The sequence below is a fragment of the Arthrobacter mobilis genome, assembly GCF_012395835.1.
GTDB classification, from domain to species: domain Bacteria; phylum Actinomycetota; class Actinomycetes; order Actinomycetales; family Micrococcaceae; genus Crystallibacter; species Crystallibacter mobilis.
Map to the genome: position 1 here is coordinate 20408 of NZ_JAAZSQ010000001.1, position 20937 is coordinate 41344.

Annotated in this window: 19 protein-coding genes; 8 read left to right on the forward strand and 11 right to left on the reverse strand. The window is 70.1% G+C overall.

Annotated elements, in window-relative coordinates; translation table 11 throughout:
* Positions 1-69: 69 nt before the first annotated feature.
* Both HGG74_RS00110 and HGG74_RS00115 read right to left on the reverse strand, forming a co-directional pair.
* Complete coding sequence (locus HGG74_RS00110) at positions 70-1407, reverse strand: MFS transporter (protein ID WP_168484321.1); 1338 nt, start codon at positions 1405-1407, stop codon at positions 70-72.
* The gene (locus HGG74_RS00115; protein ID WP_168484322.1) at positions 1404-2498 is read right to left on the reverse strand and encodes an MBL fold metallo-hydrolase; all 1095 of its coding nucleotides are present in this window, start codon (positions 2496-2498) and stop codon (positions 1404-1406) included. The genes HGG74_RS00110 and HGG74_RS00115 overlap by 4 nt, the downstream gene beginning before the upstream one ends.
* Before the next feature lie 214 nt (positions 2499-2712).
* Between HGG74_RS00115 and HGG74_RS00120 the strand changes: the two genes are divergently transcribed.
* The gene (locus HGG74_RS00120) at positions 2713-3129 is read left to right on the forward strand and encodes a YchJ family protein (protein WP_168484323.1); all 417 of its coding nucleotides are present in this window, start codon (positions 2713-2715) and stop codon (positions 3127-3129) included.
* A gap of 58 nt (positions 3130-3187) precedes the next feature.
* Here HGG74_RS00120 and HGG74_RS00125 read toward each other — a convergent pair whose 3' ends face one another.
* On the reverse strand, positions 3188-6538 hold the full coding sequence (locus HGG74_RS00125; protein ID WP_168484324.1) for a DEAD/DEAH box helicase: 3351 nt from the start codon (positions 6536-6538) through the stop codon (positions 3188-3190).
* 187 nt (positions 6539-6725) lie between these two features.
* Here HGG74_RS00125 and HGG74_RS00130 point away from each other — a divergent pair, with 187 nt between their 5' ends.
* Together HGG74_RS00130 and HGG74_RS00135 are read left to right on the forward strand one after the other, a co-directional pair.
* Positions 6726-7028, forward strand: a complete 303-nt coding sequence (locus HGG74_RS00130; protein ID WP_168484325.1) for a hypothetical protein — start codon at positions 6726-6728, stop codon at positions 7026-7028.
* 31 nt (positions 7029-7059) lie between these two features.
* Positions 7060-7314 carry a hypothetical protein gene (locus HGG74_RS00135; RefSeq protein WP_168484300.1) on the forward strand — a complete coding sequence of 85 codons (255 nt, stop codon included), beginning with the start codon at positions 7060-7062 and terminating at the stop codon, positions 7312-7314.
* Between the two features lie 31 nt (positions 7315-7345).
* Here the strand turns inward: HGG74_RS00135 and HGG74_RS00140 are convergent, their stop codons facing one another.
* The gene (locus HGG74_RS00140) at positions 7346-8653 is read right to left on the reverse strand and encodes a cytochrome P450 (RefSeq protein WP_168484326.1); all 1308 of its coding nucleotides are present in this window, start codon (positions 8651-8653) and stop codon (positions 7346-7348) included.
* A 114-nt stretch (positions 8654-8767) separates the two neighbouring features.
* Here HGG74_RS00140 and HGG74_RS00145 point away from each other — a divergent pair, with 114 nt between their 5' ends.
* Entirely contained in the window at positions 8768-9703 is a 936-nt protein-coding gene (locus HGG74_RS00145) for a LysR family transcriptional regulator (RefSeq protein ID WP_168484327.1), read from the forward strand.
* Here the strand turns inward: HGG74_RS00145 and HGG74_RS00150 are convergent.
* Together HGG74_RS00150 and HGG74_RS00155 are read right to left on the reverse strand one after the other, a co-directional pair.
* On the reverse strand, positions 9700-11892 hold the full coding sequence (locus HGG74_RS00150; protein ID WP_168484328.1) for a caspase family protein: 2193 nt from the start codon (positions 11890-11892) through the stop codon (positions 9700-9702). The two genes, HGG74_RS00145 and HGG74_RS00150, sit on opposite strands and share 4 nt — an antisense overlap.
* An 87-nt stretch (positions 11893-11979) precedes the next feature.
* A complete protein-coding gene (locus tag HGG74_RS00155) occupies positions 11980-13227 on the reverse strand; it encodes an NAD(P)/FAD-dependent oxidoreductase (RefSeq protein ID WP_168484329.1) in 1248 nt (415 codons plus the stop codon).
* A gap of 129 nt (positions 13228-13356) precedes the next feature.
* Here HGG74_RS00155 and HGG74_RS00160 point away from each other — a divergent pair, with 129 nt between their 5' ends.
* The 3 genes from HGG74_RS00160 (at position 13357) to HGG74_RS00170 (ending at position 15818) form a co-directional block, all read left to right on the forward strand.
* Complete coding sequence (locus tag HGG74_RS00160) at positions 13357-13896, forward strand: Lrp/AsnC family transcriptional regulator (protein WP_246262487.1); 540 nt, start codon at positions 13357-13359, stop codon at positions 13894-13896.
* 200 nt (positions 13897-14096) lie between these two features.
* A complete protein-coding gene (locus tag HGG74_RS00165; RefSeq protein ID WP_168484713.1) occupies positions 14097-14675 on the forward strand; it encodes an NADPH-dependent FMN reductase in 579 nt (192 codons plus the stop codon).
* Positions 14676-14759: 84 nt separating this feature from the next.
* Positions 14760-15818 carry an App1 family protein phosphatidate phosphatase gene (locus tag HGG74_RS00170; protein WP_168484331.1) on the forward strand — a complete coding sequence of 353 codons (1059 nt, stop codon included), beginning with the start codon at positions 14760-14762 and terminating at the stop codon, positions 15816-15818.
* A 4-nt stretch (positions 15819-15822) separates the two neighbouring features.
* On the opposite strand, the gene HGG74_RS00175 is transcribed toward HGG74_RS00170, so the two are convergent.
* The 3 genes from HGG74_RS00175 to HGG74_RS00185 form a co-directional block, all read right to left on the reverse strand.
* Positions 15823-17397 (reverse strand): MFS transporter, encoded by a 1575-nt coding sequence (locus tag HGG74_RS00175; protein ID WP_246262531.1) that lies wholly within the window; start codon positions 17395-17397, stop codon positions 15823-15825.
* Positions 17398-17590: 193 nt separating this feature from the next.
* Entirely contained in the window at positions 17591-17944 is a 354-nt protein-coding gene (locus HGG74_RS00180) for a hypothetical protein (RefSeq protein WP_168484333.1), read from the reverse strand.
* Positions 17945-18060: 116 nt separating this feature from the next.
* Entirely contained in the window at positions 18061-18570 is a 510-nt protein-coding gene (locus tag HGG74_RS00185; RefSeq protein WP_168484334.1) for a CarD family transcriptional regulator, read from the reverse strand.
* A gap of 120 nt (positions 18571-18690) precedes the next feature.
* Here HGG74_RS00185 and HGG74_RS00190 point away from each other — a divergent pair, with 120 nt between their 5' ends.
* The gene (locus HGG74_RS00190; protein WP_168484335.1) at positions 18691-19365 is read left to right on the forward strand and encodes a TetR family transcriptional regulator; all 675 of its coding nucleotides are present in this window, start codon (positions 18691-18693) and stop codon (positions 19363-19365) included.
* Between the two features lie 39 nt (positions 19366-19404).
* On the opposite strand, the gene HGG74_RS00195 is transcribed toward HGG74_RS00190, so the two are convergent.
* Positions 19405-19575 (reverse strand): hypothetical protein, encoded by a 171-nt coding sequence (locus tag HGG74_RS00195; protein ID WP_168484336.1) that lies wholly within the window; start codon positions 19573-19575, stop codon positions 19405-19407.
* Positions 19576-19954: 379 nt separating this feature from the next.
* The gene (locus HGG74_RS00200) at positions 19955-20899 is read right to left on the reverse strand and encodes a 2-hydroxycarboxylate transporter family protein (RefSeq protein WP_312856674.1); all 945 of its coding nucleotides are present in this window, start codon (positions 20897-20899) and stop codon (positions 19955-19957) included.
* Positions 20900-20937: the final 38 nt, after the last annotated feature.

Consider the following 20937-nt stretch of genomic DNA (forward strand, 5'->3'; position numbering starts at 1 on the left):
CGCGGCGGCGGTGCCCTTCCGGAACGCTCCGGAAGGGCACCGCCGCCGTCTCCTGCCCGGGGGCGGTACCTACCTCATCTCGCTGCTGAGGTCCTGGTCCTTGCCTTCCTTGGTGGCCAGCACGCAGGCGGCACATACCAGGAAGGAAACCGCCCAGGCTGCGGCCACCAGCCACAACTCCCCGCCGGCCGCCAGGACCAGGCCGCTGGCGATCATCGGCGTGAAGCCGGCGCCCAGCGTGGAGGAGCTCTGGTAGGTCAGCGAGGCGCCGGTGTAGCGCATCCGGGTGGGGAACAGTTCGGCCACGAAGGCGCCGAACGGGCCGAAGATGACTCCCTGGATGATGCCGTTGGCCAGGAACAAACCGATGGCGAAGCCCCACAGCGTCCCGGTCTGCAGCAGCCAGATGATCGGGAAGGCCAGCACGGCACCGGCGATCATGCCCCAGAGCATCACCGGCTTGCGGCCGTACTTGTCGCTCAGCCGCGAGGCGAACCAGATGGCCACGATGGTCAGGGTGGCGCCGACGGCCTTGACGTTGAGCACACCGGTGCGGTCCACGCCCAGGCCGACGGCGTAGGAGACGGCCCAGACGGTCATCAGGCCCTGGACGGTGTAGGAGCTCATGCCGGCGATGGTGCCCAGCACCAGGTTCTTCGGGTACTTGGTGAAGACCTCCACCACCGGGATCTTCTTCTTTTCCGCCTTGTCCTCGAGTTCGAGGAAGAGCGGGGTTTCGGACACCTGCAGCCGGATGACCAGGCCGATAATGATCAGCACCAGGCTGAGCAGGAACGGGATGCGCCAGCCCCAGCTGATGAACGCTTCGTCCGGCAGGGTGGAGAACGCCGAGACCGCCAGGGTGGCCAGCACGGCGCCGGCCGGGCCGCCCATGTTGGCGAAGCTGGCGGCAAAGCCGCGGCGCTTGGCCGGAGCGTGCTCCAGGGCTACGAGCATCGCCCCGCCCCACTCGCCGCCGACCGCCAGGCCCTGGATGATGCGCAGGGTGACCAGCAGGATCGGGGCGGCGATGCCGATCTGCGCCGTGGTCGGCAGCAGGCCGATCGCCGTCGTGGCCGCACCCATCATCACCATGGAGATAATCAGCACGCCCTTGCGGCCGATGCGGTCCCCAAAGTGGCCGAAGATGGCACCACCGAGCGGGCGGGCCACGTAGCCGACGGCGAGCGTGCCGAAGGAGGCGAACAGGCCGACCGCGGGCGGGACGTCGGCGAAGAACACGTGGTTGAAGACGATGCTCGCAGCCGTGGCGTAGAGGATGAAGTCGTAGAACTCGATGGCGCTGCCGATGAAGCTCGAGGCCAGGATGCGGCGCATGTGCTTCGTGTTGAGGCTGTCCTGGCGGGCGGCGGGCGCCTGCTCCGGACGATTGACGGTACTGGTCATGGTGCGGAAACCAATTCTTCCGAGGTCGGGGCACCGGCATCACCGGAGCTGGCGGTGCCGAAGGGGATGACATCCAGGTCGTTGGGCACATGGAAGCTGCCGCTGAAGGCTTTCGCTGTCGCTTCCCAGACATGCTGGGGTGTGGTGCCCGGAACGAGGTGGTGCAGGGCCAGGGCCTTGGCCCCGGCCTGGTTGGCCAGCTCCACCGCTTCCGCGGGGCTGGTGTGCGACTTGCGGTGGTGGTCGATGGAGGCCTGAGCGGTTTCGTCGGGCGTCCCGTCGGCACCCCCGCCGTAGGTGCGGTGGACCCAGTCGAAGTCGATGGCCTCGTGCAGCAGCAGGTCGGTGCCGCGGGCCAGCCGGACCAGGTTGGTGCAGGGGGCGGTGTCCCCGGAAATGGTCACCGAGCCGGCGGCCGTGTCGAAGCGGAACGCGAAAGCCGGAGCCATCGGCGGGTGCTTGACCAGGGTGGCGGTGACGGTCACCAGTTCGTCCCGGTAGATTTCGAACGGCTCCATGCCCTCCGGGGTCGGATTGGCGTTCGGATGATAGCCGCTGGCCGCCGGGATCACGATGTCCTCGGCGTCGAAGTAATCGAAGGGGGAGGGGCGCAGCGCGTCCAGGATCCGGTCGTTCAGGTCGGTGGCGTAGGCGGCCATGAGGTGCCGGAACATGGCGGCGGTACCCGGGGTGGGCTGCTCCGGGAAGACCGGCGCCGGCGGCACGGCCGCGCGCGGGGACACCGGGGGCAGCTCGCCGCGGTCGCCCGGGCCGATGATCTTGATCCGGTGCTGGTCCTGGCGGAAGGCGAACATGCCGAAGATCGCCAGGCTGCCCAGGTCGATGGTGTGGTCCGAATGCAGGTGCGTGACGAAGATGCCGCGCAGCGAGCTGATCGGCAGGCCGGCCAGCATCAGCTGGCGGCCCACGCCGTGGCCGGCGTCGACCAGGTAGGTGTGCGGTCCGACGACGACGGCCGTGGCAATGCCTGCACGCTGGCCGGCGTTGGCGCCGGTCCACCAGCGCGGGCCGCCGGCGGTGCCGAGGGTGACCACGCGTGGCTGCAGGTCGCTGGGATGGGCGGGGTTCATGTAGGGAAAGCTCCTTGTGTTGCTACTCACGTTCCCTCCATGAAAAGGCAGAGGGGCAACCAATGTAAAACTGTGAAAACTTGGAATAGATACTGGTTTTACTTATGTTTGGCGCGTAATCCGCACGATGGCGGGCCTGCCGCCGGAGAGCAGCAGGGCGGTGCCGGCGAACAGCCGGTGAATAGCAGGGGAACAGGCGGGGGATAATGGGCCGGTGAGCCCAGCCCCCGGATTCCGTGCCGCCGATCCCGCCGCCCCCTGCCCCTGCGGCAGCGGTGGCAGCTACCGCAGCTGCTGCGCCCCGTTCCACCGCGGCGAGGCGGAGGCGCCCACGGCCGAGGCTCTGATGCGCTCGCGCTACGCGGCGTTCTGCACCGGGGACGAGGACTATCTGCTGCGGACCTGGTCCGGGCAGACCCGGCCCGCGTCCCTCGAGCTGGACCCGCGGCAGCGCTGGACCGGCCTGGAGATTCTGCGCACCGTCCGCGGCCGGGCACAGGACGCGCTGGGCACTGTCGAGTTCCGTGCAGGCTACCGCTACCAGGGCCGGGACGGGGAACACCGGGAGGTCAGCACCTTCGTGCGCGAGGAGGGCCGCTGGGTCTACCGGGAGGCCCTCGACCTCCGCTAGGCCCGGCACGCACGGCGGCTGCGGCGCCGGGCTGAGCCGTGCCCGTGCCGCGCCCGGCTCAGCCCTCCAGCAGCCCGCGGATGTCTTCGGCCGTCAGCGCTGCCGAGAACGGGGTGCCCGCGTCCAGCACCGAGGAGAACAACCGGGTCTTGCCCTCCTTCAGGGCCATGACTTTTTCCTCGATGGTGCCCCGGGAGACCAGCCGGTACACCATCACATTGCGCCCCTGCCCGATCCGGTGCACGCGGTCCACCGCCTGCGCCTCGCTGGCCGGATTCCACCACGGATCCAGCAGGAAGCAGTAGTCCGCCTCCGTCAGGTTCAGCCCGAAGCCGCCGGCCTTGAGGCTGATCAGGAACACCGGGGCCGAGCCGTCCTTGAAGTCCCCGATGGTCCCGGCCCGGTCCCGGGTGCTGCCGTCCAGATAGGCGTACCGGATGCCCGCGGCATCGAGCCGGGCGGCGGCGCGCGCGAGGAAACGGGTGAACTGGCTGAAGACCAGCGCGCGGTGCCCCTCGGCGATCACATCCTGCAGCTGCTCGAGCAGCACGTCCAGCTTCGCCGAGGCCACGCCGTCGTACTTCTCGTCCACCAGGGCGGCGTCCAGCGAGAGCTGGCGCAGCAAGGTCAGGGACTGGAAGATGGTGAACCGGTTACGGTCCATGTCCTCCACCAGGCGCAGGATCTTCTGGCGTTCGCGCTGCAGATGGGTGTCGTAGATCCGGCGGTGCCGAGGCTCCAGCTCCACCTCGAGGACCTGTTCCTGCTTGGGCGGCAGCTCGGGAGCCACCGACTCCTTGGTCCGGCGCATCATCAGCGGCCGGATCCGGCGCCGCAGCCGGGCCAGCAGCTCGGGATGGCCGCTGCGCTCGATCGGCCGCTGGTAGTGGTCGGCGAACTTCTGCGGCGAGGGGAACAGTCCGGGCGCCACGATGGCGAGGATGGACCACAGCTCCATCAGGTTGTTCTCCAGCGGCGTGCCGGTGATCGCCAGCTTGAACGGGGCCGGCAGCTCCCGGGCCGCCTGGTGCGCCTTGGTGTTCCGGTTCTTGACGAACTGCGCCTCGTCCAGGATGAGCCCGGCCCACGGCAGTTCCCGGTAGGCGGCGGCGTCCAGGCGGAAGACCGCGTAGGAGGTGACGACGATGTCGGCCCCGGCCGCGCTGCCGGCCAGCGGCCTGCCGCTGTGCGCCCGGGTGTCGGTCACGGCGGCAACCTTCAGCTCCGGGGCGAAGCGGCGGGCCTCCAGGACCCAGTTGGGCACCACCGAGGTGGGGGCGACGACGAGGAAGGGACCGCCGTCCGGGCCGGTGGCCCCGGCCTGGCGGGCGTGGCAGACCAGCGCCAGTGCCTGCAGCGTCTTGCCCAGCCCCATGTCGTCGGCCAGGATCCCGCCGAGCCGGTGCTGCCACAGGAACGCAAGCCAGTTGAAGCCCTCCTGCTGGTACGGCCGCAGCACCGCCTGCAGCCCGGCCGGGACCGGCACCGGCCCGGCCGTGCCCAGCTCCAGCAGCCCCGAGACGGACGCACGCCAGTTCCCCGCCTGCTCCGTGTCCGTGGCCAGTTCGGCCAGCTCGGCCCAGAGCCCGGCCTGGTAGCGGCTGAGCCTCAGCGGCCCGGAATCCCGCTCCTGCAGCTGGCGGGCCTCCTCCACCAGCCGCCGGAGGCGGTCGAACACCGGCTGGTCCAGGGACAGGTAGGTCTTGTCCACCAGCAGCAGCTTCCGCTGTCCGAGGGACAGGGCCTTGAAAATGTTGCCGAAGGGGATAACCCGCCCGGCCACCTTGACCATCAGCCCCAGGTCGAACCAGTCCGCCTGCTCGGATTCGACGGTGCTCACGGACAGCTCCGGTGCCTCGGTCAGCTCCCGGTAGTCCGGGGGGCCGCCGGTGGCGTCCACCCGGACACCGTCCAGAACCTGCAGCAGCGGCAGCACGCCGCGGGTGAACTCCAGCGTGTCCAGGTCCTGCAGCGTGGCCTCCGGCCCGGCCGGGTCGGGGGCCAGCCGGCCGATGCCCGGCACTGACGCGGCGGCGGCGAGCAGCGCGGCTTCGGCCGCGCCATCCCGGTGGCCATCCCGGCCGGGGCCGGCCGCCAGCGGCACGCGGACCGCGCGCCCGCCGATGCCGTACTCGAACTCCCAGCGCAGCCGCAGCGTATGCTCCGGGCCGTAGGCGGCTGTGAGCACGAGCACCGGGGGCAGGATCTGCGGCAGCTGCACCGACCCGTCGCTGCACGCGACCGTGACGGCCCGGCTCAGCACCGGATAGTAGCGTTCGAAGAAATCGTCCGCATCCGGCGCCGGGATCTGCAGTCCGGTGCCCTCCAGCAGCAGCTGCCGTCCGACGTCGTTCAGCGGCGCGGCGGCCGGCGCCAGCGTGATCCGCCGGCCGTCCCCGGTGCAGCTGTAGAGGCCGTGCGAGCCGATGGCGCCGGCCAGGTCCACCGGATGCGCCTCGCCGTCGATGGTCAGCACCGGCTCCAGGCGGAACCCGGACCCGCCGCCCCGCGCCTCCAGTGCTAGGACGGCGGAACCGCCGACCACCACCGTGATGTCCTGCTTGACGCCGAGCAGTTCGATCCCCAGCCGCCGGGCCTCGTCGAAGAGCTGCCACAGCAGCGGGCTGCTGAAGTCCTCCAGGTACAGCCACTCATTGTCCTCGCCGAAATACAGCTGGCCGTTGGCCCGGTGCAGCGGGACGAACTGGGCGAACCAGCGGTGCTGTTCGGGGTCCAGGTCCAGTCCGTAGGTCTTGTAGCTGATGGTGTTCCAGCGCAGCTGGTTCTTCACCCAGCGGCCCCTGGCATTGAGCACCACCGGGCGTACGCCGAGCCGGGGCCGGTGCTGCTGCGGTCCGCGCCGCTGCCGGGCGGCCGGCCGCCAGGGTTTGGCCGGGCCGGGCGGGTGCACCGGGCCGGGCTGCTCGCGGAGCTCGAACTGCAGTCCCAGCGGCATGGGGCGCTGACCCGGCCCGGTGCCAGGGCCGGGGGCACCGCTGCCGAGCAGTTCGTCCAGCGACCGCTGCCAGGCCGGGCCGGCTTGGGGCCTGTCTGCGGGGGCAGGCGCCGCGGGCGCCTGGGGTTCACCGGCAGTACGCAGCCGCAGGCTGTTGGCATACAGCAGGGTGGCCGCCACATGCTTGCAGGAGGAGCCCACCGGGCAGCTGCAGGAGCTTTCCGCCAGCCGGTAGCCGCCGTCGCCGGCAGCCGGCGCCAGCCGGATCCGGCAGCGGTAGGGAACGGCGGCGGTCCCGTTGACCCGGCTGTGCAGCGTGCGGGCCTGCGGATCCCAGTCCATGTCGAGCACGAACGAGGCCCGTGCATACCCCTGCCCGCGCGCGAAGGCCCCGCCGCCCACCTGGCGGATGATCTCCGACGAATCGACCATGGGGAGGGGTTGTTCGGGCATGCGGCTTATTTTTCCATGCCTCACCGACAAGCCTGCCCGCCGATGGGTCCGCCAGCGGGCCGGCAGGGCAGTGGCCGGGGACAAAAGCCCTTACCAATCCGCCAATGCGGGAATATGGTGGACTTCAGGCGGCAGCCGCGAAGAGCAGGAAGCGCAGTCGGCACAGGAAGCGCAAGGAGCTAAGGTCATGGCCAAGGGAACCGAACGTCCGCACGAGGACCACAACAGGCCCGTCCCCCGGGAAGAGCGCCGGGACGAGGGCGTGGGGCCGCTGCCGGTGCACGGTTCCGCTTCCGCGCCGGCGATGCCGAACCTGGCGGCCGCGCAGATTCCTGGCCCGGGCACTGCCCATATCATCGCCGGGGAAACCGCGGCGATCCCGAATGAGGCGGCGGACCCGGTGGAAAAACAAGGGCACCAGCTCGCCGGGAGGGACGGCGGCCGGCGGGAAGGCCGCTGGCCCTGGCGCCTCTTCCGGCGGCGGCGCTGACCGGACCGACAGGAGACAAAGGAGACTATCCATGAGCACCGAAGGCCAGCGCAGCGAACACCCCGGCGGCACGGGCCCGGGCGGCACCGTTCCGGACAGCCCCGACGGCGTGGGCATCGGGGCCGGGCAGGAGCCCAACACCTTCGAGCCGGAAGAGGACACTCCCGGCAAGGCCCAGGGGGGGAATGTGCCCGCCCCGGATGAAGCTTCGGGACCGGCCGAGCAGCAGGACCGGCAGGAGCCGGACGACCGCGGGCTGACCACCAACATCACGCCGAGCGACTGACCCGCCCGGTGCCGCCGCGGCCGGGAGCCGTTCAGTCCTGCCAGGTGACCGGGAGGCTGGTCAGGCCGCGGAAGACCCAGCCATCCCAGGCCTCGGCCCGGCGTTCGTTCGTGCGCAGCCCGGGGAACCTCCGGTAGAGCAGCGGCACGGCGATCTGCCCGATCGAGGTTTTGGCCGCCCAGTGGCCTGCGCACAGGTGCACGCCGGAGCCGAAGGCCAGGTGCGCCTGTTTGGGCCGGAAGATATCGAAGGCTGCCGCGTCCGTGAAGCGGGCCTCGTCCCGGTTGGCCGACCCGACGACGACCCCGAGCGGAGCGCCGGCCGGCAGTTCGACGCCGCCGAGCACCACGGCGCGGGTGGTTTCCCGGGGGTACATGCCGATCGGCGAGATCCAGCGCACGGCCTCGTCAAAGACCGCCGGCCAGAGGGACGGATCCGCCAGTACCTTGGCCCGCTGCTCCGGGTGCCGGCTGAGCGCCCAGACCATGTTGGTGACCATGTGCTGCGGCTCGTTCATCCCGCCGGAAATGGTCAGCTTCACGTTCGAGGCGACGTTGTCCCGGGGCAGGCCGCTGTTGGCCAGCGCGGAGGTGATCGAGCCGTCCGGGTGCTGCCGGTAGTAGGGGATGAGTCCGGCCAGCAGCGTGTCCAGTTCCTCCTGCGCGGCATCGCAGCGGGCCCAGATTTCCGCATCGTCGAGCAGGTTCCCCGCCCCGGCAATGAAGGCGTGCGACCAGCGGCGCATGTCCTCCACCGCCACGTCCTTGAGCCCGAGCAGGTCGATCAGGTTCTGCGAGGCCACCGGGGCTGCATAGTCCCGGTTCAGGTCCGCCTCCTCCGGGCCCATGTCCGCCAGCACGTCCAGCCAGGTCCGCGCGTTCCGTTCGAACACCGGCGCCCAGGTGTCCTTGATGTTCTTCGGCCGCAGGGTTGGATTCACCGCGGCACGGTCCGCGGCGTGTTCCGGATCGTCCTTGCGCAGCATCGGCCGCGCTCCGAGGGCCCGGTTCATGGTGGCGCCGCTGACATTGGCGCTGAAGGTTTCCTGGTCCTGTTCCACCGCGTGGCAGTCGGCAAAGGTGGTCACCAGGTACTTGTTCAGCACCGGCACCCAGGCCACCGGCGACTCGGCCCGCAGCCGTTCATAGATGGGGTAGGGGTCGGCCATCAGCCGGGCAGGGTCGACCCAGTCGGCCACGGGCGCCGATCCGGACGCGGCAGCGGGAGGGGAGGCAGCCGGTACGACGGCGGCGGCTTCCGGCGCGCCGTGGGGAACCTGGCGCGGCGGCTCCGCTGCCCTGAACCCGAAGGGGCACGTTCCGGTGGTGTCGGTGGTCATCGTCGGCTCCTGAAAGCTTGCGGACACGGGTGAAGTGTTACCAGTGTCACACGGGGCTATTCATAGGGTAAACTTCGGAAAATAACCAAACTTCTTTGAGCAGATGGAAGATCTATGGTTGAGTTCACCTTGCGGCAGCTTGAGCTGTTTGCCGCCCTGCCGGACCATCCCACGCTCAGCGCCGCGGCCGTGGCCCTGCACATTTCGGAACCGGCGCTGTCCCAGGCCATTACCGGCCTGGAGAAGTCGGTTGGGGAGCAGCTGTGCGTGCGGCGCAAGGCCAAGGGCCTGCAGCTGACACCGGCGGGCCAGTTCTTTGCCGAGCGGGCGCGCCGCCTGCTGCGGGAGGCCGGTGAGCTGGCCAGCGAGCTGGCGGAGGTGAATGGGCGGCTCAAGGGGCCGGTGCGGCTCGGCTGCTACACGGGCCTGGCCAGCAATGTCCTGCCTCCGGTGCTGGCGGGCTTCCCGGCCCTGCACCCGGAGGTGGTGCTGGAGATCGAAGTGGGCAGCCAGGACGAGCTGCTGTCCGCCCTGGATGCCGGGCGCCTGGACGCGGCCATCGTCTACGACCTGCAGCTGCCGCCCGGGCTGCAGCGCCGGAACATCTACGAGACCGAGGTGGTGGCGATCCTCGCCGCGGACCACCGGCTGGCCGGCGAGGCGGCCGTGGACCTGACCGAGCTGGCGCCGGAACCGCTGATCATGCTCGAGTCCACCCCCAGCACGCTGAACACCCGGCTGATGTTCGCCGAACGGGGCCTGAACCCGAACCTGCTGATGTCCGTGCCGGTGATCGAGCTGGTCCGTGCCCTCGTCGGCCGCGGGCTGGGCTACAGTCTGCTGATGTCCCGGCCGAATTCGCAGGACACCACCACGGAAGGCCGACGCGTGGTGGTCCGGCCGCTTGCACCGCGGTCCGGGATCACCTCGGTCACGGCCGTGTGGCCGGAACAGGTCGCACCCAGCCGGCGCACCGCCGCAGTGCTGGATTTCGCCACGTCCTGCTTCGCCGCGCCGGAGGGCACCAACGTGAATGGTCAGTACAGCTAGCTGTCCAGCAGGTCGGCGGCGGCGCGCAGGAACGCCACGAGCGCCCGCTGCCGGGCCGGATCGGTCCCGGTGCGCTCCGGCCTCGCGCCGGCCGGACCTGCCGCGGCGGCCAAGCCGGTGCCGGGCAGCACCCCGGCCGTGCCGGCCTGCTGGCTGTCCGTCTCCGTGGCCTGCGGACCGTCCGTGCCCGCGGCCTGGCTGTCTGTCCCGGCTGCGGGCACGGACGGAATGATGCCGGGCACCGGCGCCAGGAAGGTCCGCCGGCGCAGCAGCTCCGCCGAGTGCAGCTCCGGGTTCTGCCGCGGCTGCTGGGCGAAGGCCGCCATGACCCGGGCATGGAACTGCTCGTTGGTCAGTTGCCCGATGCCCTGGCCCACCAGCGGGACTGCCGCGGAACTGAAGTCGCCGCGGCCCCCGGTCTCGTACGCGACCTCGGTGGGGCGGCACGCACTGAACAGCACTTCCCGCGCCCGGGCCCGCGCCCCGGAGGTACGCTGGTTGCCGCGCAGGGCCCGGTAGCGTTCGGTGGTCTGTTGGTCCAGCACCACAAAGCGGGCGCGGCGGCCGTGCTCGCCGGCCGTCTGCCGCAGCCCCGCCAGTGCCGGGGCGCTGAGCGGCTGGATCCGGCGCTGGGCATCGCCGGAATGGCAGGAGTCGAAGAAGGCCGTCAGGCTGACCCCTTCGGGCAGCACTTCCCAGATCTTGGCCAGGTCGTCGTCGATCACCAGGCGGCCTTCGCGGAAGTCGACCGGGCACAGCGCTTCATCCTTGAGCTGCTCGGCGTTGCCGGCTTCCTGCTCGTCCTGGTCCAGGTCATCGACGTACGTGCCGTGCCCGGCATACTGCACGGCGAGCACGTCGCCCGGCATGCTGGTGGAGACGAGCCCCAGGATGGCCAGCAGAATATTCTGCCGGGTGGCTTCGCCGTTGAGCAGCGTCCGTACTTCGAAGCCTGCGGTCTCGAGCTGGGCCCGCCAGGCGGCGGCGTCGGCGACGCAGCCGTAGAGCCGGTCGGCGCCGGGATACTCATCGATGCCGATGCACAGGGCGCGCCGGCGGCTCCCGGGGCGCAGGGCCGGGAGCGCGGCGGTCCGGACCTCGGCCGGGGAGGGCCACAGCTGCGGCGCCGCCCGGCGGGCCGGGTAGGAGGTGATGGTGTCCGTGCCCAGCACGCGCCGGGCCACGCTGTCCATGGTGGCCACGTCGTTGTCGAAACCGCCATGTGTGGTGGCCAGGCAGCCGTTGCGCCCGCCGCCGGTGGCCAGCGACCAAACGACCTCGGCCCGGGCACCGGTGCCCGGGGCGCCGAAGAACCCTGCCAGTCCGGCATCGGAGCGCACGCTTTCCTGCAGCCCGAGGATCGGGGCCGGCTCCTCCGGCTCGAAGGAGGCGCGGACCAGGTAGAGCAGGGACTTCCCGTACAGGCCCACGCAGTTGTCCTCCCGTTCCAGCTCCTGGTTCATGGTGAACATTGCCAGGGACTTGATTCCGCGGCCCACCTCCGGCTGGAGCGTGTCCTTGAACAGGTCCGTGCGCACCGCGGGGGCGAGCAGGCTGACCGTGGCGAACTCCGGGACGCCGGAGGCCAGGGCGGCCGGAATGAAGTGGGCATGGAAGATCGACCCCGCGCTGTGGCCGACGGCGTGCACGCTCAGCCGGCCCGGCTGGGCCGTGCAGTACCTGCCCAGCTCCGCAGCGAACAGGCGGGCGCCACCGTCGTCCGCGGAGGCGGCCGCGGCATCGTTCTTCATCTGCTCCCAGACGGCCTGGCCTTGGCCGAACCGGGCGGCAAGCTCCAATACGCGGTCCCGGGCCTCGTCCAGCCAGCCGCGCCGGCCGCCGGTGACCCAGTCCTTCAAGGCATCCCAGATCGACCCGGCCAGGCCGGTTTCCCAGACGAAATGGATGGGGTAGGCGCCGTTCTGCTGCCACCAGGCAACCTGGTCCTGGGCGATGCGCAGCCCGGCGTCCTTGTCCACCAGCCCGCCGTGGGCATAGATGACCAGCGGCACCGGTCCGGGCCCGTGCGCCGCAGCAAAGCGCGGCAGGTGCTCGGCGAAGATGGCGCGCACGTCATCGGCGGTAGTGGTGAGGCCGGCCCCGCCGCCGCGGTCGGCCACCTTGCCGTCGCGGAGGTTGACGACGTGCGGTTTCAGCGCCGCCAGCTGTTCCGGGGAAAGAGTGCTCATGGGGATGCCTCCCAAGGGGTGGTGCCGTCCGCCCGGCGCGGACAGGAACATCGTGGCACCACCTGCGGCGGCAGGGAAGGGCGCCGGCTACCGCAGCGGGTCGAAGGCCCTGATCTGCCCGGGCACCGTGCCGGTGACGATCTGCTCGGCCAGCAGCTTGCCGGTGGCCGGCCCGAGCACGATGCCCCACATGCCGTGGCCGCCGGCGACGAACACTCCGGGGGAGCGGGTGGCGCCCACCACCGGCAGCCCGTCCGGGGTGACCGGCCGCGGCCCTACCCAGATATCCTCCAGGTTCTCCAGATCCATCCCGGTGAACAGCGGACGCACCGAGGCCAGGATCGCATCGATCCGGCCGGTCTGCAGCGGCTCGTCGGGGCCGCGGAATTCCATCGTGCCGGCGATCCGCAGCCGGCCCTCGTAGGGGGTGCAGGCCACGCGCCGGGCGGGGAAGTAGATCGGGAACTCGGCCGGGTCTTCGGTGGCGACGCTGAAGGAATAGCCGCGGCCGGCCTGGATCATGGTGCGCACCCCCAGGGGCCTGGCCAGCTTCGGCAGCCAGGCCCCGGTGGCGAGTACAACGACGTCGGCGGCCACCGGCTCGTGCCCATAGGCATCCACGGCGATCCCGGACGGGCCGTGCCGCAGCCCGCGGACCTCTGCGCCGGCCACGATCGTCGCGCCGCGGGCCCGGACGGCCTCGGCCAGGGCTTCGACGAACGGCCCGGGCTCGATGAAGCGCTGGCCCTCCATTTCGAAGACGGTGGACACGCCCACGGAGAGCTGGGGTACCTTGAGCCGGGGGTTCTCCAGCCGGTGCAGCGGCACGCGCTGGCCGGCCTTCTCCACCTGCCCGATCTCGTGGACGAAGGGGCCGCTTTCCTTCTCCTGCTCGAAGCCGATGATGAACGGACCCTTCTTGGTCCAGGCCCTGACCCCGGCCTCGGTCAGTTCGTCGAAGGCATCGAGCGCCATCTGGTCGATCGGCGTCAGCGCGGCCATGGTGCGGGTCCAGGCCTTGGCGGTGGCATTGAGTCCGAAACGGGCCAGGAACAGCCATAGCCGCGGATCCAGCCGGGCCGGAATATGCAGCGGCGCGGTGGCATCGAGCAGCGCCTTCGGTGCGTAGGACCACAGCGCCGGCTCCGCCAGCGGCATGGCCATGCCCGGGGTCAGCCAGCCGGCGTTGCCCCAGGATGCACCCGCTGCCACGCCCGAGCGGTCCAGCACGGTGACCTCGACGCCGCGCTCCTGCAGGTGCCAGGCGGTGGCCAGGCCTACCATTCCTGCGCCGACGACGACGGCGGTGCGCGGGGCTGCCAAACGAGCGTACATTCCGTTTTCCTCCTGTCCGCCGGGCGGGCTGCAGCCCGGAATCCCCCAAGGAACCACTTGAGCCCATGGTGAACATTATTAACCGCGGGGGCAATCACATCGCCGAAGATTCTGCCTAGCATGAAAGACATGACTGAAGATTCGGAAAGGATGCCGTACGGGCCGGTCGGACCGAAGGAAATTCGGCGTCCCGGACTGGATGCCACCGACCGGCTCATCCTCGAGATCCTGCAGGCCGACGCCCGCACGCCCAACAACGCCATCGCAGCCGCAGCCGGCATCGCCCCCTCCACCTGCCACAGCCGCATCCGGGCGCTGCGGGAGCGGGGCGTCATCCGGGGCTTCCATGCGGACGTGGACCCCGCGGCGGTGGGCCGGGGCCTGCAGGCCCTGATCTCCATCCGGCTGCAGGCCCACGCACGGTCGAACCTGGGCCGGTTCGAGGACTATCTGGCCGGACTGCCGCAGGTGGAGGCCATTTTCTTCGTCACCGGGGACCGGGACTTCATGATCCATGTGGCCGTGCCGGACTCTTCGGCGCTGCGGGATCTGGTGGCCAACAACCTGAGCGTGCGGCCGGAGGTGGCCGGCACCAACACCACGGTGATCTTCGACTATGTTCGCCCGGCCAGCGGACACTCCGCGGGACAGGCATCGGTACAGCAGTAATGCCACCGCCGGCCTGCTTGTTGACACGTCATATAACTGGCCCTAGAATAGTTGAAACATCAAGTTTCCGACCGAAGGCAGCCATGTCCTGGTTCAAGAATCTCTTCCGCAAGTCCCGCACTGCTGTGCCCGCACCGTCCGCTGCCTGCGCCGATCCGGCCCGCACCCCCCGGCATGCTGCCGCCCCGGCGGAGCGGCCCCTGCCCAGGATCGCCATTGTCACCGGCAGCACCCGCCCGGGCCGGGTAAGCAGTTCGGTGGCCGAATGGGTCCTCGCCCAGGCCTCCGCCCGCCAGGACGCCAGCTTCGAACTGGTGGACATCAGCAGCTTCAATCTGCCGCTGCTGGACGAGCCGTCCCCGGCCGCCTACCAGGACTACCGGAACGAACACACCCGGGCCTTCTCCGCCCGGATCAGCGCCTTCGACGGCTTCGTCTTCGTCACCAGCGAGTACAACCACTCCGTCGGACCGGCCCTGACCAATGCGCTGTCCTTCCTGAACGCCGAGTTCACCAACAAGGCCGCCGGCATCGTTTCCTACGGTTCCATGGGCGGTGCCCGCGCCGCCGAGCACCTGCGCGGGGTCCTGTCCGAGCTGCAGGTCGCCCACGTGCGCAGCCAGGTCATGTTCAGCCTGTTCACCGACTTCGAGAACTTCACCGAATTCAGCCCGACCGAACAGAACGCCGGCACCCTGGCCCCGATGCTGGACCAGCTCGTGCCCTGGGCCAAGGGCTTCGCTGCGGTCCGCCGCGAATCCGCCGCCGTCAGCGTCTGATCCGGACGCCCGTCCGGGGGGCCGGACCGGCCTTCGGGCGGGACATGTTTCCTGCACCACACCCGGACGTGCCAGACTTGGGCCATGGCAGGCAGTGCAGGAAAAGAGACCGAGGTCCTGGAGAAGGCCGCACATATCGGGATGCGCCTCGAAGACCGCTGGCAGGCCTTCCGGGAGCGGCGGGCCCGCGGGCGCGGGGATGTGGCCCATGTCCTGCCGTTCACCGGCTACGGCACGGCCGGCTGGATCCGGGTCCTCGGGCGCGTGGTGGTGGCCCGCGAGGGAGCCTTCGAGCGCGGCCTGGTCTCCTCGAAGCTGGTGGCGGACGGCATCCGCGGGTGGCGCAATTTCATCAGTCCGCCGGTGGCCAACGCGAAAGTGACGGTGGAAGTCAACGGCGTGCGCCATGAAGCCGTCGCGGACCGCGGCGGAGTGGTGGATGCGCGGATCCAGGTGGAACTGCCCGAGGGCCGGAACACCGTGGTGCTCACCTGCGAGGACTCGGATCCGTCCGAGGCAGTGGTGCATATTTTTCCCCGGGACATCCGCTTCGGCGTGGTCTCCGACGTGGACGACACCGTCATGGTGACGGCGCTGCCGCGTCCGTTCCTGGCCGCTTGGAACACCTTCGTCCTGGACGAGCACGCGCGCACGGCCACGCCAGGCATGGCGGTGCTGATGGACCGGATCGCCCGGAGCAATCCGGGCTGCCCTGTGCTGTACCTGTCCACCGGGGCCTGGAACGTGGCGCAGACCCTGACCCGGTTCCTCTCCCGCAACCTGTATCCGGATGGTGCCCTGCTGCTGACGGACTGGGGACCCACCCATGACCGCTGGTTCCGCAGCGGCCAGCAGCACAAGCAGGACGAGCTCGTCCGGCTGGCCCAGGAGTTCCCGCAGGTGAAGTGGCTGCTGATCGGCGACGACGGCCAGCACGACGAGGCCATCTATGCGGGGTTCGCCCGGCGCTTCCCGGAGCATGTGGCGGCCATTGCCATCCGGCAGCTCTCCACCCGGGAGGCCGTGCTGGCCGGCGGGCGCTCGCATGAACCGGCCAAGATGCCGGAAGTGCCATGGATCTATGCACCCGACGGGGCGGGCATCGCCCAGCAGCTGCGCGAACTGGGAATCCTCGCAGACTAGGCCGCTAACGCCGGGGGAGAAGCTGCCGCCGGCCCGGCAGCAGGCGCGCGGTGGCTACGCCGGCCAGCGAGGCCAGGGCCAGCACCACCAGGGACGTCTGCAGCGCGTCCAGCCTGGCCTGCACGCTGATGTTGACGGCGGAGGAGACCTGCTCCGGCGTGAGGTTCCAGGCCGACCCGGAGAAGAACGTGTGCAGCGCACCGTTGGGGACGAAGGCGGCCGTGGCAGGATCCAGGGTCACATCCGGTGGCAGCGTGAAGCCCTGCCGGGCCACCAGGTTCCCGATATTGTCCAGGCCGGCGAGCAGGACGGTCCCGCCCAGCGCGGTGCCCAGGGCCGTGCCCAGAAAGGACGCCAGGCCGCGGACACTGCCGATTTCCCCGGCCAGTTCCGGCTCGGCCGACACGGCCAGGAACGCACTGCCGAGCGAGAGTCCCAACCCGACGGCCACTCCGGTGGCCACCTGCCCCGCCGCCAACGCCGGACCGCCCCAGTCCACGGCGGCCGCGTAGGCCAGCAGCACCGTGCCGCCGCAGCCGAGCAGGTAAACGCAGGTCAGCAGGGATCTGGGCGGAACATACCGCACCGCCGTGCCGGAGGCTGCCGCCGCCAGGAAGGTCGCCATCGCCAGCGGCATCAGCAGCAGGGCCGCCTGCACGGCGTCGTAGCCGAGCACCGTCTGCGCGTACAGCAGCAGCAGGAAGCTGATGCCCCCGAAGAGCAGGTTCACTGCGACCAGGCAGACCAGCAGGGCCCTGCGCTCGGGAGAGGCGAGCACGGACGGGGCCAGCAGCGGGGCCCGGATCCGGGCCCCGCCCGGAAGCTGGGCCGCCTGCCGGATCGCCTGCTGGCGCGCCACGAACAGCTGCAGCACCAGCAGGCCGGCCAGCAGCATCGGCGGAGCCGGGGAGAGGCCCAGGAAACTGAACGGGGCATCGTGGGTCGCGGCCACGAACCCCCACACACCCATCTGGTTGACGGCGCCGATGACCAGGACCACGCCCAGGCAGGGCAGCAGCACGCTGGCGGCGTCGATGCTGTCGGTTTCCTGCGGCAGCGGCAGCCGGACCAGGCTGCCGCACAGCAGCGCCGCGACGGCCAGCACCCCGAGCAGCAGGAACGGGGCGCGCCAGCCGAGGGTGCTGATCAGCAGCCCGCCGAGCAGCAGTCCTAGGGTGGCGGCAAAACCGGTGGTGGCCGCCTGGATGGCGACGGCGGTGCTGCGCCGCCTGCCGTCGTAGGCGGCCTCCAGGATGGCCAGCCCGTTGGGCACCAGCAGGGCCGCCCCCACGCCGGCGACCATCTGGCCGGCGACCAGGACCGGGCCATTGATGGCCGCCGCGGTGATGAGCATGCCCACGGCATAGAGATTCAGGCCGAGCAGCTGGATCCGCACGGGGGAGAGCAGCGAGCTGAGCTTTGCGCCAGCCATGGCCAGGGCGGCCGCCAGCACGGAGTAGGTCACCAGGGCCAGCTGGACGATGGCCAGCGGTACCCGCAGGTCCCGGACGATGTCCCCCACGCCGATGCTCAGGACCGCGAAGTTCAGGACAATGGCGAAGCTGCCCAGGCAGACCATGGCCAACGGCAGCCATCCGCGCCGGTCGGATCGGATTCCTGCTGCCGTTCGTGAGCTCAACTGATCCCTGGCCTTCCCCGTAGGTCCCAGGCAGTTTCCGGCCGCAGCGGCCGCTGCAGGGTTGGATAGCCAACATCATCCTCCGGAGCCCCATTCCGGACAAGAGGTGTGCCGGCGCCAGGGCGCTCCCGGGTCAGTTCCGGGATTCGGCGGGATCGTCCTGGAACAAGGTGAAGAACCGGTTGCCGGCGCCGGCATGCGTGCTGGGAATGAGCAGCTTCGAGTACTTGGCGCACCAGACACCCCGTCCATCCGACTCGGCGGCGGCCCGGAGCACCGCCTCGAAGTCGTCGGAGTACATCAGCAGTGCCGGTGCCTCCCCGGGCTGGTCCGGGACGCTGAGCTGGATGATGCCCAGCGCCGGCTCCAGATGGAGGCTGACATCCACCCATTCCTCGAAGGGACTGTCCGCGGCCCCCAGCCGTGCGGACCGGTCGGGTGTGGCCGGAGTGCCGTAATCATTTGAGACTGTGTTAATCATCTTCATCCGCTGTGTTGTAGATCACATGGTGTGACGCGTTCCCACTATATGGTGCAGGACACAGAAATCCAAAAGGTGAACACAAGGCCAATCTCGGACGGCGGATCGGGCCGGCGCCCCGCTCAGCTGGCGGCGCGCTGTTCCGCCGGCTCGAAGATGCCCTCGATCAGGGCGCGGGCCGCAACCTCGTCGGTCTTCAGTGAGACGGCCAGTTCGGACACCAGGATCTGCATGGCCTCCTCGCGCTGGTGCTTCTCGCCGGCCGAGAGGTGCCCCGCCTGGGCGCGGCGGGTCAGGTCGCGGACCACTTCGCTGACCTGGAAGACGTCGCCGGTGGTGACCTTCGCCTGATTGGTCTTGAACCGCTGGGACCAGATTTCCTTGGGCGCCGCGGCCGGGACAGGCGAGCCCAGGATGCCGAGCACACGCTTGACACCGCGGCTGCCGATGGCGCGCCGGATGCCCACCTTGTCCGCGTTCGCGGCGGGCAGTTCGATCATCAGCCCGTTGTGGTGTACCTGGAGCCTGACGAATTTGGTCTCGACGGAATTGAAGGGACGGGTTTTCAGTTCGATGACAGTGACTGCGCCGTGGTGGGGGTAGACAAGGGTGTCGCCAACGTTCAGTTTCATGCTTATAATTGCCCTTTCGTGCCAATATGGCAGATACTGCCATATTGGCACGCCCATGACAAACGTGCGGTAGCCTTGATCTCCGAAGGCGAACACAGGGGCAAGCGGGGGGACGGCTGCATGGCTGCGAGCGGGGCAGGAGATCCAACGACGGCGGCGGCAGGAGCCGCGTCCGGGCTGCGCGAGCGGCGCCGCCGACAGACGATGGCGGAAATCAGCGAGGCCGCCCTGCAGCTGTTCGAGGACCGGGGGCTGGAGGCAGCCACCGTGGAGGAGATTGCCGCAGCGGCGGGAGTCTCGCAGCGCACCTTCTTCCGCTACTTCGCCACCAAGGAGGATGCCGCACTCCCGGTGCACCGGGAGTTCGAGGATGCGGTCGAAGCGGCAGTGCAGCAGGCCGACCCGGACGCGGACCCCTGCACGGAGCTGGCAACGGTCTACCTGCGCGTCCTGCAGGACTTCGCGGACCACGCCTGCCCGGCCGCACAGCGGATGCTCCGGGTAAGCCGGCTGGTGCGGCGCGAACCGCTGCTGCGTTCGGCGCTGGTACGGCACGGGGCAGCCCGCAACTCCCGGCTGCTGCAGGCGCTTCAGGCCCGGTTCGGCCCTTCCGGGGCGGCTGACCTGCAGCTGCGGGTGGCCGTGGAACTGTGCACCTCGCTGGCCCGGGCCGCCGTCGAAACGTGGGCCGAACGGCTCGAAGCCGGGCGCGAGGCCGTCCTGCCGGACATCTTCGCCGACGCGCAGCTCCTGGCGCAGCGGGGGCGCAGCGGGCACCTGCCCGCGGTACCCTAAGGCTTCGCGGGCCCGGCGCTGAACCGGCCCCGCGCCGGTTCAGCGCGGCCGGGCGGTCTGAAGGATGCGGAAGCTGCGGCCGGCCGGCGCGCCGTCACCGCCGGTGGTCAGGTCCCCGGCCTCAAGCCCGTAAGCGACGGCGGTGATCGCCCGTCCGTCGGCGTTGACCAGGGCCGCCTGCGGGCCGACGGCACGCAGCGGGCCCCGCACGGCCCGTTCCACCGCCTGTGCCGTGACATCCAGGTCACCGGGCAGAGCAAGAATCTTACTACGACCGCGCCATTCCGGGCCCCGGTGCGCTGCTTCAGTTGTCCGCGGACGTAGTCACCGGCCAGTTGTCCGCCCAGCGGATCAGTTTGTTGAACATGCTCGTGTCACGCCCCGGCGCGGCCTGGGCACCGGCCACGCCGGCTCCTGCGGTCCGTGGGCAGTCCCCTCGACCACGGTGCCACAACCCCGTCCCTCCACATCCACGTTCAGGGTGTGGCGCCTGCGCCCGTCCCGGACCGCAGCGGTCAGCAGGAAGCCATTCCCTCGTGATCACCGGTTTCGTATTTGGTATTGGGAGGAAAATCAGGTCCTCACCGTGTCAGAGGGCCAGCATCGGCACCATCAGGGAGGTCAGGAACAGCACCAGGGTGCAGCCGATGCGGTTGGTGATCGCGGCGAACGGCATCAGGTGCATGCGCTCGGAGGCGTTGAGGACCGAGACGTCGCCGGATCCGCCGATGTCCGCCATGACGAGTCCGGGGACAATCGCCACTTCCACGAAGTTGAACTTCACCAGCCAGCCGATGATGCCGGAGGACAGGCCGGCCACGAGCACGCACAGGAAGGTCAGGATGATGAAGGCCGGGTCGGCCAGGGAGACGAGGACCTCGTCGATCTTGATGTAGGCCAGGGAGACGCCTACCAGCAGGGCCGGGACCGGCACGGCGTTGATGAGGTCGCCCCAGTCGGTGGCGGACTCCTCGAGGTCCTTGGGCAGCCAGCCGGTCAGCTTGAGGATCACCATGATGATGGCCCAGGCGTAGGGGTGCAGGAAAGTCAGGTGTGCCCCCACCAGCTCGCCGACCACGAAGATCACGGCGGCGAAGAGCAGGCCCTTGCCGAGGGTGATGTGCGTGGAGTGGGCGGCCTTCTTCGGCATCGACAGGTCCCGGCGGTCGCCCTTGACCCGGATCAGGTCGCCGTTGCCGTTGAACCCGGCGAACAGGGCCGGCCGGTTCTTGCCCAGGCCGTTGAGCAGGCCGGCGAAGATGATGCAGAAGACGTTGGCCAGCACGACGGCGGACATCAGGTCGCCCATGACGGCGGAGGCGTCCTGGCCGGTGTGGGCCGCGTACATCCCGGACATCGGCAGCGCGCCCAGGCCCAGGCCGCCGGCCATGATGGTCGCGGCGATGGTGCCCAGCACCGGGACCGCGAAGTGCGGGCCGGCCTTCACCAGCAGCGCCCGCGGCATGCCGAGGATGGAGCCGGCGTCGGGGCCCAGGGAAGGCCGGGCGTCTCCAATCACGGCACGCGCGCTCACGTCCTGTGCACCCGGGCCTCACATCCCACGCGACCGGG

Coding starts and splice junctions, on each gene's coding strand:
- HGG74_RS00170 (WP_168484331.1), top strand. CDS start 14,760: ATGGCAGGCAGTGCAGGAAAAGAGACCGAGGTCCTGGAGAAGGCCGCA.
- HGG74_RS00135 (WP_168484300.1), top strand. CDS start 7,060: ATGAGCACCGAAGGCCAGCGCAGCGAACACCCCGGCGGCACGGGCCCG.
- HGG74_RS00125 (WP_168484324.1), bottom strand. CDS start 6,538: ATGCCCGAACAACCCCTCCCCATGGTCGATTCGTCGGAGATCATCCGC.
- HGG74_RS00140 (WP_168484326.1), bottom strand. CDS start 8,653: ATGACCACCGACACCACCGGAACGTGCCCCTTCGGGTTCAGGGCAGCG.
- HGG74_RS00155 (WP_168484329.1), bottom strand. CDS start 13,227: ATGTACGCTCGTTTGGCAGCCCCGCGCACCGCCGTCGTCGTCGGCGCA.
- HGG74_RS00130 (WP_168484325.1), top strand. CDS start 6,726: ATGGCCAAGGGAACCGAACGTCCGCACGAGGACCACAACAGGCCCGTC.
- HGG74_RS00160 (WP_246262487.1), top strand. CDS start 13,357: ATGACTGAAGATTCGGAAAGGATGCCGTACGGGCCGGTCGGACCGAAG.
- HGG74_RS00115 (WP_168484322.1), bottom strand. CDS start 2,498: ATGAACCCCGCCCATCCCAGCGACCTGCAGCCACGCGTGGTCACCCTC.
- HGG74_RS00180 (WP_168484333.1), bottom strand. CDS start 17,944: ATGAAGATGATTAACACAGTCTCAAATGATTACGGCACTCCGGCCACA.
- HGG74_RS00145 (WP_168484327.1), top strand. CDS start 8,768: ATGGTTGAGTTCACCTTGCGGCAGCTTGAGCTGTTTGCCGCCCTGCCG.
- HGG74_RS00150 (WP_168484328.1), bottom strand. CDS start 11,892: ATGAGCACTCTTTCCCCGGAACAGCTGGCGGCGCTGAAACCGCACGTC.
- HGG74_RS00175 (WP_246262531.1), bottom strand. CDS start 17,397: ATGGTCTGCCTGGGCAGCTTCGCCATTGTCCTGAACTTCGCGGTCCTG.
- HGG74_RS00190 (WP_168484335.1), top strand. CDS start 18,691: ATGGCTGCGAGCGGGGCAGGAGATCCAACGACGGCGGCGGCAGGAGCC.
- HGG74_RS00185 (WP_168484334.1), bottom strand. CDS start 18,570: ATGAAACTGAACGTTGGCGACACCCTTGTCTACCCCCACCACGGCGCA.
- HGG74_RS00110 (WP_168484321.1), bottom strand. CDS start 1,407: ATGACCAGTACCGTCAATCGTCCGGAGCAGGCGCCCGCCGCCCGCCAG.